The sequence below is a fragment of the Permianibacter aggregans genome, assembly GCF_009756665.1.
GTDB lineage: Bacteria > Pseudomonadota > Gammaproteobacteria > Enterobacterales > Permianibacteraceae > Permianibacter > Permianibacter aggregans.
Window position 1 is genome coordinate 3951624 of sequence record NZ_CP037953.1, and the last position, 10892, is coordinate 3962515.

12 protein-coding genes and 3 tRNA genes are annotated in these 10892 nt (G+C 53.7%); 11 read left to right on the forward strand and 4 right to left on the reverse strand.

Annotated features, from left to right (window positions below):
• The first annotated feature begins 145 nt into the window (after positions 1–145).
• From csrA to E2H98_RS17870, 10 genes are all read left to right on the forward strand, one after another.
• Positions 146–349 (forward strand): carbon storage regulator CsrA, encoded by a 204-nt coding sequence (csrA, locus tag E2H98_RS17825; RefSeq protein ID WP_133587057.1) that lies wholly within the window; start codon positions 146–148, stop codon positions 347–349.
• Positions 350–489: 140 nt separating this feature from the next.
• Positions 490–580: transfer RNA gene (locus tag E2H98_RS17830), tRNA-Ser, on the forward strand.
• 63 nt (positions 581–643) lie between these two features.
• Positions 644–720, forward strand: a tRNA-Arg gene (locus tag E2H98_RS17835).
• Positions 721–882: 162 nt separating this feature from the next.
• Positions 883–2265, forward strand: a complete 1383-nt coding sequence (locus E2H98_RS17840; RefSeq protein WP_162848131.1) for an HDOD domain-containing protein — start codon at positions 883–885, stop codon at positions 2263–2265.
• An 81-nt stretch (positions 2266–2346) separates the two neighbouring features.
• Positions 2347–2856, forward strand: coding sequence for a glycine zipper 2TM domain-containing protein (locus tag E2H98_RS17845; RefSeq protein WP_157591450.1), 510 nt, complete (start codon positions 2347–2349; stop codon positions 2854–2856).
• Positions 2857–2933: 77 nt separating this feature from the next.
• Positions 2934–3206, forward strand: coding sequence for a PepSY domain-containing protein (locus tag E2H98_RS17850; RefSeq protein ID WP_157591451.1), 273 nt, complete (start codon positions 2934–2936; stop codon positions 3204–3206).
• An 11-nt stretch (positions 3207–3217) separates the two neighbouring features.
• Positions 3218–3907: a response regulator transcription factor gene (locus E2H98_RS17855; RefSeq protein ID WP_133587061.1), complete on the forward strand. Its 690-nt coding sequence runs from the start codon at positions 3218–3220 to the stop codon at positions 3905–3907.
• A 10-nt stretch (positions 3908–3917) separates the two neighbouring features.
• A complete protein-coding gene (locus E2H98_RS17860; protein WP_157591452.1) occupies positions 3918–5324 on the forward strand; it encodes an ATP-binding protein in 1407 nt (468 codons plus the stop codon).
• A 173-nt stretch (positions 5325–5497) separates the two neighbouring features.
• Positions 5498–5573, forward strand: a tRNA-Glu gene (locus E2H98_RS17865).
• A gap of 530 nt (positions 5574–6103) precedes the next feature.
• Complete coding sequence (locus tag E2H98_RS17870; protein ID WP_133587063.1) at positions 6104–6664, forward strand: nitroreductase family protein; 561 nt, start codon at positions 6104–6106, stop codon at positions 6662–6664.
• A gap of 51 nt (positions 6665–6715) precedes the next feature.
• Here E2H98_RS17870 and E2H98_RS17875 read toward each other — a convergent pair whose 3' ends face one another.
• The 4 genes from E2H98_RS17875 to E2H98_RS19420 all read right to left on the reverse strand — a co-directional run bounded on the left by E2H98_RS17875 (position 6716) and on the right by E2H98_RS19420 (position 9044).
• Positions 6716–7096: a zf-TFIIB domain-containing protein gene (locus E2H98_RS17875; RefSeq protein ID WP_133587064.1), complete on the reverse strand. Its 381-nt coding sequence runs from the start codon at positions 7094–7096 to the stop codon at positions 6716–6718.
• A 104-nt stretch (positions 7097–7200) separates the two neighbouring features.
• Positions 7201–7392: a CBU_0585 family protein gene (locus E2H98_RS17880; protein ID WP_133587065.1), complete on the reverse strand. Its 192-nt coding sequence runs from the start codon at positions 7390–7392 to the stop codon at positions 7201–7203.
• 11 nt (positions 7393–7403) lie between these two features.
• On the reverse strand, positions 7404–8801 hold the full coding sequence (gene asnS, locus E2H98_RS17885; protein ID WP_133587066.1) for an asparagine--tRNA ligase: 1398 nt from the start codon (positions 8799–8801) through the stop codon (positions 7404–7406).
• A 42-nt stretch (positions 8802–8843) separates the two neighbouring features.
• On the reverse strand, positions 8844–9044 hold the full coding sequence (locus E2H98_RS19420; protein ID WP_133587067.1) for a DUF1289 domain-containing protein: 201 nt from the start codon (positions 9042–9044) through the stop codon (positions 8844–8846).
• A 166-nt stretch (positions 9045–9210) separates the two neighbouring features.
• Between E2H98_RS19420 and E2H98_RS17895 the strand changes: the two genes are divergently transcribed.
• Positions 9211–10875: an EAL domain-containing protein gene (locus E2H98_RS17895; RefSeq protein WP_162848132.1), complete on the forward strand. Its 1665-nt coding sequence runs from the start codon at positions 9211–9213 to the stop codon at positions 10873–10875.
• The last annotated feature ends 17 nt before the right edge of the window (positions 10876–10892 follow it).

Sequence of the window (10892 nt, forward strand, 5' to 3'; positions counted from 1 at the left end):
CGGTCTGGGACAAGGGTCAGAGGTTTCCAAACGGCCAATGACGGCCCATAATGTGCGGCCTTGTCGTACGAGGCCCGACAGTCCATTACAACAGCTTCGTAGCTCCAATACGGGGCGGCCCGAATTTCATGAAGGAGAGTTCACAGTGTTAATTTTGACGCGCCGCGTTGGTGAAACATTAATGATTGGTGACGAGGTCACGGTGACGGTGCTTGGCGTCAAAGGTAACCAAGTCCGTATCGGTGTCAACGCACCGAAGGAAGTGTCGGTGCACCGTGAGGAAATTTACTTGCGGATTCAGCGGGAAAAAAACCAGGGCTTTTCGTCGCACGACGATGATCAAATGTAAGCACGTAGTGCGGCATTGAATTGTCGGTTCTTTGCGCAATACCGTCTTTGACGACGCTAGCGTTTTTTGATTTCCAAGCTTTCTAGTAATTCTGTCTTGCAATTTCGCAGCGATTCTGTAGCATATGCCGCCGCTGCGAAGGAGAGGTGCCCGAGAGGCCGAAGGGGCTCCCCTGCTAAGGGAGTATATGCCAAAAGCGTATCGAGGGTTCGAATCCCTCCCTCTCCGCCAGCATAATTTAACGAGTTAAAAAAATTGACACGTTAAAAAATGTTGGCATAATAGCGGCCCTTCGCGCCCGTAGCTCAGTTGGATAGAGTACCTGGCTACGAACCAGGCGGTCGGGCGTTCGAATCGCTCCGGGCGCGCCAAACGAAGAAAACCCGCTGAAAAGCGGGTTTTTTTTGTCCGCAATTTCTGTACTTGCTCACATTTGCTGACACGGCCCATGCCAATTTTCTGTCGTCAGAAAAAAACGGACTATGCTTAACAAACGCTTGATTAAGCATGCTGCAAAACACGCAAGTGGGGGAATGATGAGTGCCCGCCTGAAACAGTGGTTAAAAGACGCCTCAGCCGAATTTGCTTCGATAGCCTGCCCTGAACATTCCGACCCAGCCTCGATCGCCAGCCACTTGAATATTCCGCCATCAGCCTTGGCGCGCGTCGTGCCGCTACGAGATAACAATGGTCGTATCGCGGCGATTATTCCCGCTGACCACATGTTGGATTTCAACGCCATCAAACAGCATTGTCTGCGCGATTTGGATGTCATGTCTGCCAGCGACGCCGACAAGTACTTTTCTGGTTGCGTGCCTTCATGTCGGCCGGCATTTGCCATGGCTTACGGATGGCCGTGTATTGCAGATGTGCAGTTACTCGACAACGATGACATTTATATCGAAGCGGGCAATGGCCGGGAGATTCTACGCTTCAGCAAAGCCGAATTCGGGCGTTTGCTGGGTGATGCCTTGCAAAGCACCATTTCAGTCAGTCCGCAAACCTTGACTGGTGTCGCCACGCCGAGTCAGGACAATGAAGTAATTTCCCATTTCCTGCCGATGCGCTTTAAAAACCGCGTGCAGGAAACTTTCGATTTGCCGCCGATGCCGGAAATCGCCCAGGAAATTATGATGTTGCGGGCCGACCCGAATGCCAGTGCCCGGGATTTGGCGACGGTGGTCAGTAAAGATCCGAGCCTGGCTGCGCAAATCATGAGCTGGGCCAATTCACCGTATTACGGTTACGCCGGTCGTATTCCCTCGTTGGAAATGGCGATCATGCGGGTGCTTGGTTTTGAGATGGTACTGAACTTGTCGCTCGGCATCGCGGTCGGTCGTTCCTTGAATGTGCCGCGCGAAGGGCCGTTGGGTTTAAAGGCGTTTTGGACCCAAGCTGTGTTATGCGCTGTGCTGGCCGAACGTCTTTGTCAGCGTATGCCGAGCAAAATCCGACCGCAGCGCGGCATGGTGTATTTGTCGGGTTTATTGCATAACTTTGGCCATCTGCTGCTTGGTCATGTTTTCCCGCCGCAGTTTTATTTGGTCAATCGTTACGTCGAGGCCAACCCCTCTATTGCCGTCGATGTCATCGAAAAATATGTGCTCGGTGTCAGCCATGAAGAGATCGGCGCTTGGCTGATGCAGGCTTGGCAGATGCCAGAAGAATTGGTCACGGCAGTACGCTGGCATCACCAAGAGGAATTCACCAGCCCGTTTGCGATTTATTCCAATATTGTGCTGATTGCCAATCGATTGCTGAAGCGCATAGGGGTCGGTGACGAGGGCAATGGTGCACTACCGGCCGCAGTACTGGCCAGTCTGAAAATTGAAGCGGCGGATGCTGAGGCCGAATTACAGATGCTGCAGGAAAATCAGCACGACCTGACCATGATTTCACAGAAGCTGGTGGCTTGAGCCACACGTTCCGATATTCAGTCCCAATTCATCTGGACATCGGCACAATGGCCCTGTCGAATCATGACAGGAGCGAAAATCATGAAACGCCTGATGTTAATTGGCACCGTACTTCTCAGTAGCGCAGCGATTGCCGATCATGAGCGTTCGTACGAATACGCCAAGGTGCTCAGTGCCGAGCCGATTACCCGCACAGTGACCCGCAGCAACCCACGCGAAGTCTGCGAAGACGTGCCGGTTGAAATTCATCGTGAGCGTTCCTCGCGCGGCGGTAAATTGATTGGCGCGCTGATTGGTGGTGCCATTGGTCATGCTGTCGGCCATCGCCATGATCATCCGACTGCCGGCACGGTCGTTGGCGCCATCGCCGGGGCACATGTCGGTGCCGCCGCCTCGGATTCACGCACGGTTGTCGAGCGGCGCACCGAGCTGCGTTGCCGGACCACTTACGACAGTTGGCAGGAAACCATCGTCGATGGCTACGACGTTCGCTACAAGTACCAAGGCAAGGTTTACCACACGGTGTCGCCATACGACCCGGGTAAACGGATACGCGTCAGTGTCAGCGTGCAGCCCGAGTGGGAAGATTGATCCGGAACATTCGTTCTTGGCTCAGTCATCCTGGTTCATTACACTTGCACGAATGACGAAACGAAATGGTTGTATACATGCGTAGCGTGTTGCTGACATGGTTGTTGCTGTGCGGTGGCCCTGCCTACAGTTGGTCGGCGCCCGAGCCGCTTCATGCGGCCCAACAACGGACCATTACTGAGAGCCAGGCGGCGTCGGCAGCGCTGCGTGCCGTGCCTGGCAAGGTATTGGGTGTGCAGAAAATCCAGAACGGTGAGCGCGTTCTGTACAAAGTAAAAATACTGACCGACGACGGCCGCGTGCGCATTGTCACGGTTGATGGCAGCACTGGCAATGTGCTGAGTCGCTGAACAGGAAAATCATGAGAGCGTTGATCGTTGAAGATGAGCCGGCGTTGCAAGGCCAGTTGGCCGATGCCCTGAAAGCTCGCGGTTATGCCATTGACTGCGCCTCCGACGGTGAAGAGGGTTGGTACTTCGCCAACGAATACGATTACGACGTCGCCATCATGGATCTGGGCCTGCCGAAAATGGATGGCATGACACTGATCAAAAAAGTGCGCGATGCCGGCAAGCGCTACCCGATTCTGATTTTGACCGCACGCGATCATTGGCAGGAAAAAGTCGCAGGCCTGAGCGCCGGTGCTGATGATTATCTGACCAAACCTTTTCACATCGAAGAAATGGTTGCACGCCTGAATGCCTTACAGCGACGTGCAGCCGGATTTGCCAATCCGACGTTACGTTTCCCGCCGATCGAAATCGATACCGTCGCGCAATCGGTCAAGGTAAATGAGCGGTTGCTGGATCTGACCGCTTACGAATATCGTTTGCTGGTTTATCTCGCCCATCATCCGGGTAAAGTGGTGTCGAAAACCGAACTGACCGAACACCTTTACGATCAGGACGAAGATCGCGACTCGAATGTGCTGGAAGTGTTTATCGGTCGTCTGCGCAAGAAGATCGATCCAGACAATCAGTTGCAACCCATCGAAACCTTGCGTGGGCGCGGTTATCGGCTGGTATTATCGCCGGAAGATTCCGGCGCATAGGCATCAGGCCTTGAGTTCTTCCCGTTTTGCCCGCTGGCAAGCCAGTATTCGCCAATTGCCGCAATCACTGCGTGGCCGTTTGTTGATGGCGGCCACGATGTTTCTGGTGTTGTTCAGTCTACTGACGGCGCTGATTCTGGAAGCGGCATTTGCTTCGGCACTGCGCTCACAAATCGAGCTGCGCTTGCAATCTCATATCTACACGCTGTTGTCAGTCGCTGAAGAGGCGCAGCCCGGTGAGTTGTATCTGCCAGCCTATTTACGCGATGAACGTTTCAACCAACTCGACAGCGGCTTTTATGCCATGGTCTTGAACAGCGAAGGTGAACGGATTTGGCGTTCGAATTCGGTCATGCCTCGCCAGTTTCCCGCGATCGCGCCGGGCAAAGTCGGTGAGATTGAAATTCAGGAAATTGACAACGAAGGTGAATCGTTTATTGCCGCCAGTTTTCCGGTGATATGGGAAGGCATCGGCGGCAGCGAGTACCGTTACCAGTTTGTCGCCATTGAATCCGAATCAAACTACGCCGGACCGAAGACGGTCTTTCAACAGACTCTGTGGATCGGCATGTCGGTATTGGTGGTGGTATTGGTGTTCGTGCTGACCACCATCATGCGTTGGGGATTGAAGCCGCTGAAAGCCATTGCCAGAGCGATGAACAGCGTCGAGAAAGGCGAGGCCTCGCAATTGGTTGGTGATTTTCCAGCCGAACTGCAACCGATGATCGATAACATCAATTTATTTATTCGCAGTGAGCATGCGCAGAAAAAACGCTACGCCGATACCATGGCCAATCTGGCGCACAGTCTGAAAACGCCGCTGGCCGTGTTGCGCGGCGCTACCGAATCCGATGCCGATATCGACAAGCTGCGCCGGCAGGTGCATGAGCAAGTCAGTCGTATGCACGATATTGTTCGTTACCAGTTGCACAAAGCCGTGACCAAAGGCCGCCGGCCTTTCGCCAGCATTGTTCGTGTCGACACCGTGACGGTGCCGCTGGTGGACGCACTACGCAAGGTGTATCGAGACAAGCATCTCGAGATAAACGCCCAGGTCGCCAGCGCGTGCCGATTTGCCGGCGAAGAAGGCGATCTGACCGAGATACTCGGCAATCTGATGGACAACGCCTGCAAATGGTCGAAATCGCGCGTAGAACTGCAAGCTAAGCCGCTGCCGGATACGGACGCCTGGACCGAGTTTGTCATTAGCGATGATGGTCCAGGTATTGCCGAAGAAAAGCGCTTGGAAGTGTTGGAGCGCGGCAAACGGCTGGACACTCAGGTTGAAGGGCAGGGGATTGGTCTGTCGGTCATCGTCGAGCTTGTGCATGCCTATGACGGTGAAATGCATATCGGCACCTCGACCTGGGGTGGTGCGGAGGTGAAAGTGGTGTTGCCGGCCCGCAACCTCTATTGAAGACCTGACGGCCAGTCCGAGAAAAAATCTGTTGTTTGTTTTGACAGTGGCTATCTTGCTCAGTAGAATGCGCCGGCCTTCAGACGTTGCGTCGCTCATACGATGCTAACCAACTGAAAATACTGAATTTTTCATGACGCTTCGGCGAAGCGGCATGAACTTGAAACGGTTCAGTCCCCATCGTCTAGAGGCCTAGGACATCGCCCTTTCACGGCGGTAACCGGGGTTCGAATCCCCGTGGGGACGCCAAAAAAACGAAAAAGGCCACTCGCAAGAGTGGCCTTTTTCGTTTTTCGCTTCGCAAGAAGTTTGAGCCCCGGAGGGGTTCGACAAAAATGCCGGGAGCATTTTTGAGCCGTCGCGAGAGCGACGGTCCGTAGGACGCACTACATGGACGTGGTGCGCAATCCCCGTGGGGACGCCAAAAAAACAAAAGAGGCCGCTCGCAAGAGTGGCCTCTTTTGCTTTTCGCTTCGCAAGAGGTTCGAGAGTCGGAGGGGGATTAAAACGGCGAGAAGTCGTTTTAGGTACGGCGAACGACAATGTCGCACTTGTTCCCTACAGGTTGCGACACTTCCCACATCGCTGTGGATCAGATATCGCCGTACAGCAGACTCGGTGGTGAACAACATCGCGCCGATAAAAAATTTCAACACCTTGCCATCCAATGCAGAAATTCCGGTCTTTAATAGCGGCTAAGGACAAAGGACTGCGCCGCAGCGCATCTGCTAGGATCTACTATCGATCAAATTCACCAAGTTCTGTTGCAAGGAGTTCGCATGTCCGAAGTACTGAATTTTTTAATTCATCGTCATTCCTACCCCAAATTGATGGGACCAGCGCCGAGTCACGAACAATTGGATGCGATGTTTTCGGCAGCCATCGCCGCCCCAGATCATGGTCAGTTGCAACCGTATCGCTTTCGGGTTTTTGATATTGATCATTTGAGTGAGCTGGGTGAGCATTTTGAGAACGCGTTGCGGGCGGAGTCTGGCCATGAACAGAAAGCGCTCGATAAAGCGCGTAATTTGCCGACGCGGGCGCCAATGGTTATTGTCGCCATTTGTCACCAAACGCCTGATCACCCGAAAGCACCAGCTCAGGAGCAATTGATAACTGCCGCGCTGGCGACATTCCAAGTTATCAATGCGGCTGAAGCTCTCGGTTTTGGTGCTTACTGGCGCACTGGCGATCTCGCCTACAAAGCATCGTTGGCCAAGCAATTGAAGCTGAAAGAGAATGAGTCCATTATCGGATTTATTTACGTTGGTACTCCTGACGGCGAGCCAAAATCATCAAAGAAATCGTTAACCAGCGCGGATATATGGCGGCTGGGTTAATTTCCAGACAAAAAAAATCCCCGATAACGGGGATTTTTATTTTACGGCAACTTATCGGGTTTTCAGTTTCGCGGCAAAAGCCTTGAATACATCCAGCAGATCATGCTGTTTGAAATCGGTGAATTCGCCGGCATCAAAGAACGAGCCTTCGCAGTTCGGGCAGCTGTCCACTTCGATATGCGGTTGGTCTGGATCTTTGCGGCGATGCAGTTCAACACTATTGCAGCGCGGGCAGAAAATCGGTTCCTGGTTGTTGAATGCCTTACCGATACCGGCAACGCCCAAATCAATCATTTCCGCGTTCTTGATGGTTTTCATGATCTCCGCCTCGCTGGCGTCGAACCACAAACCTTTACAACCACTGCAGCGTTCGATGTCTACCCCTTCAAAATTCAGGGTGTCCATCGGGGCTTTGCATTTCGGGCATTTCATCGTTATCTCCTCGCTCCGTTTTTTACTGCGTCGGGTGCTTGTCGTTGCAGTGTAGCGGTCTGACGCTGTTCATGGAAGGCAATAGTAACGCCATTCATTTGGCGTTAGAAACCACTCCAGATCTTGCTTTCTTTTTCGGCCGCTTGTTCCTTGTCACGCAACCGGTTGACGCGGGCGTACTTGGCTTCCTCGGCGGCGCGGGCCGGCGAGCGGTTGTTCTGCTCGTCGGCTTCCAGTTCGCGCAGGAAATCGGTGGCTTCGCTGCGGTAATTGGTGCGTTGAATTTTCTGACTCATCAAGGGCTCCATTAAAACTCGGCACTTTTCGGGGTGCGCGGAAAGGGAATCACGTCGCGGACGTTCTGCATACCGGTGACATAGGCCACACAGCGCTCGAGTCCAAGACCAAAACCGGAATGTGGCACGGTGCCGTAGCGGCGCAAGTCGCGATACCACCAGTAGTTTTCTACTGGTAGTTGCATTTCTTTCAGGCGCCGATCAAACAATTCCAGGCGTTCTTCACGTTGGCTGCCGCCGATGATCTCACCGATGCCGGGGGCCAGCACGTCCATCGCCGCCACGGTTTTGCCGTCGTCGTTCAGGCGCATGTAAAACGCTTTGATGTCTTTCGGGTAGTTCATCATGACCACCGGCCGGCCGACGTGTTTTTCGGCAATGTAGCGTTCGTGCTCGGACTGCAGATCCATACCCCATTCAACCGGGAACTGGAATGATTGGCCCGAAGCCTGCAGGATTTTCACCGCCTCGGTGTAGTCCATACGCTCGAAGTTGGAGTCGATAATCGTTTGCAAGCGGCTGATTGCGGTTGGCTCGATTCGCTGGGCGAAGAACTCCATGTCGTCCAGTCGCTCTTCCAGCACCGCTTTGAACACGTACTTCAGCATCGCTTCGGCATGGTCGGCGTTGCCGGCCAGATCGGCGAAGGCAATTTCCGGCTCAACCATCCAGAACTCGGCCAAATGCCGGCTGGTGTTGGAGTTTTCGGCGCGGAAAGTAGGGCCAAAGGTGTAGACCTTCGACATCGCCATCGCATAGGTTTCGGCGTTCAACTGACCGGAAACGGTCAGGAATGCTTCGCGGCCGAAAAAGTCCTGGCTGTAGTCCGGTTTGCCATCGGCACCGCGCGGGCAGTTGACCATATCCAAGGTCGACACCCGGAACATTTCGCCGGCGCCTTCGCAGTCACTGGCCGTGATGATCGGGCTGGCAATCCAGACGAAACCCTGTTCGTGGTGGAAGCGATGAATCGCCTGGGCGATGCAGTTGCGCACCCGGGTAACGGCGCCGATGACGTTGGTGCGGGCGCGCAGGTGGCCTTGCTCGCGCAAGAATTCGAGGCTATGCGGTTTCGGGCTGATCGGATAGGTCTCCGGATTTTCAACCCAACCCAGCACCTTGACCTCGATGGCTTTGATTTCGACTGACTGGCCTTTGCCCGGCGATGGCACCACTTCACCGGTGATATCGACCGAGCAACCGGTAGTCAGCTTGGTGATCTCATTCTGAAAATTGTTCAACTTGTCTTCGGCGACCACTTGGATCGGGTGAAATCCCGAACCATCGTGCACATTAATAAAGGCAAACGTCGGTTTCACCTGGGCGGTACGAACCCAGCCCTGAATACGGACGGTGCTGCCTATGGCGGCTTTGCCCTTCAACACATCGGCAATGGCCAGACGGGTCATTTCTTGCTTCCTTAACGGCTGAACGATTGGGGTAGAGGAGGTTTACGCGTCAGCACCGGCCTTTTCGGCTTTCAGGCGTTGGTTGATGGCGCGCTTTTGCTCATCACTGTATTGATGCCAGTTCAGTACCTCATCAAAAGTGCGACCACAACCGCGGCAGATCTCATCACCGAGCACCGTACTGCAAATGCCGATGCATGGGGAGGCGGTGTCACTGCGCTGGCCGGAGGTGGTGATACTCACGGATTCGGATACTCCAGGGGGACGGCATAACTGGGGCGTTATGTTAGCGGTTCGTTGATTGCCATGCCAGCAATCCGCCGCCAAGGTTTGGCCGATTTGGCGATTGCTGGCTATGCTTCGACCAGGAAGTCCGAAATTGGGCAGGGAAGGCAAATGCCGACTAAGCATGAACGACAACACGCTTGAGATATTGGCGGCTGCGATCACCGCCATCGATGAACCGGTGATCATCATTTCAGCACGAGGCCAGGTGCGCTTCGTCAATGCCGCTGCGCGACGGTTGTTGGGCTTTGTCGACATCGAGCTACCTTCCGATATCAATGAATTGCTGCCGGTCGTCGATGAGAATCAGCGCGAGGCCATCCGCATTTCTCCGCGCAAGTTGAGTGATGCCGAGTTTCTGCAGCGGATCAACGAGCAGGCGGTGATTCTGCGCCACAACGGCAGTGAGTTTCCATTTGAAATGCGGGTGACGCCATTGCAGGTAGCGGATGGCGAAGCATTCATGCTGTGCGTGCACGACCTTTATCACACCCGTTCCTTGGCTGATACCCTGCATTTTCATCGCTCTCACGATCAGCTGACCGGGCTCTGTAATCGCGCTGAGTTTGAGCGTCAGGTGCAAGAAGCGTTGAACCAAGCGATGCAGACGCATCAATCCCATTTATTGGTTTATATCGACATCGATCAATTCAAGCTGATCAACGACAGCTGCGGGCACGTTGCCGGTGATGAATTGTTGCGCCAACTAGCTGAGTTATTGCGGGCGGGGCTCACCGGTGAACATGATGTGTTGGCTCGGTTAGGTGGCGATGAATTTGGCATTCTGCTTTGGCAGCAGACCTTGACCGATGCGGAGCCTTGGTTAAAGCAACTGATCACTGATGTGCACGATTTTGAATTCTCCTGGGCCGATCGGGCATTTCCGATCAGCATCAGTGCCGGTGTGTCTGAACTCAAAGATGACGAAATCAGTTGGGCGCAAGCATTGGGGCAGGCTGATGCGGCGTGTTACCAAGCCAAAGAAAACGGGGGCAATCGTTATGTTGTGTTCAGCGGTAGTGATGAGCAATTGGCGCAGCGACAAACGGAAATGCAGTGGGTTTCGCGCATTGTTCAGGCCTTGCAGCAAGATCGCTTCCAATTATGGGCGCAGCGAATTCAACCGATTCACCATGCAGTTGAACAAGAGCATATGGAAATTCTGGTGCGCATGCTCGATACTGATGGCAGCACCATTCCACCGGGATTATTTCTACCGGCGGCGGAACGCTTCAATCTGGTATTGATGCTGGATAAATGGGTGATCTCGCGCACCTTCGACTGGTTGAATCGCCGGCAACAACAACAGCTATCGCCTCCTCATTGCAGCATCAATCTTTCCGGCACCAGTATCAACCAACCACAGTTTCATGAGTTTGTCGCCAATGAGTTAAAGCGCTCCGGCATTAACCCCCGAAACATTTGTTTTGAGGTGACGGAAACGGCCGCCATTGAGAATCTGCAAAAAGCACGCTTGTTCATTCAACAAATGCAACAGCTGGGTTGCACGTTTGCGCTCGATGATTTCGGTTCCGGCATGTCGTCGTTTGCTTACTTGCGCACGCTGCCGGTCAATTACCTGAAAATTGATGGCGTGTTCATCAAGGAGTTGCCGGACAATCCGATTGATTTGGCCATGGTCAAGGCGATCAACGAGGTCGGCAAGGTGATGGGCATGAAAACGGTCGCCGAGTTCGTTGAAAACGATCGAATCCTGACCTGTTTGAAATCGATTGGAGTTGACTATGCGCAGGGGTACGGCATCGAAAAGCCGAAACCCCTGCAATAAAATTGCTTACATGAGTG

Excerpts from the sequence above, each read along its gene's own strand:
- E2H98_RS17840 (WP_162848131.1), top strand. The coding sequence starts at position 883 with ATGATGAGTGCCCGCCTGAAACAGTGGTTAAAAGACGCCTCAGCCGAA.
- E2H98_RS17845 (WP_157591450.1), top strand. The coding sequence starts at position 2,347 with ATGAAACGCCTGATGTTAATTGGCACCGTACTTCTCAGTAGCGCAGCG.
- E2H98_RS17850 (WP_157591451.1), top strand. The coding sequence starts at position 2,934 with ATGCGTAGCGTGTTGCTGACATGGTTGTTGCTGTGCGGTGGCCCTGCC.
- E2H98_RS17855 (WP_133587061.1), top strand. The coding sequence starts at position 3,218 with ATGAGAGCGTTGATCGTTGAAGATGAGCCGGCGTTGCAAGGCCAGTTG.
- E2H98_RS17870 (WP_133587063.1), top strand. The coding sequence starts at position 6,104 with ATGTCCGAAGTACTGAATTTTTTAATTCATCGTCATTCCTACCCCAAA.
- E2H98_RS17875 (WP_133587064.1), bottom strand. The coding sequence starts at position 7,096 with ATGAAATGCCCGAAATGCAAAGCCCCGATGGACACCCTGAATTTTGAA.
- E2H98_RS17880 (WP_133587065.1), bottom strand. The coding sequence starts at position 7,392 with ATGAGTCAGAAAATTCAACGCACCAATTACCGCAGCGAAGCCACCGAT.
- asnS (WP_133587066.1), bottom strand. The coding sequence starts at position 8,801 with ATGACCCGTCTGGCCATTGCCGATGTGTTGAAGGGCAAAGCCGCCATA.
- E2H98_RS17895 (WP_162848132.1), top strand. The coding sequence starts at position 9,211 with ATGAACGACAACACGCTTGAGATATTGGCGGCTGCGATCACCGCCATC.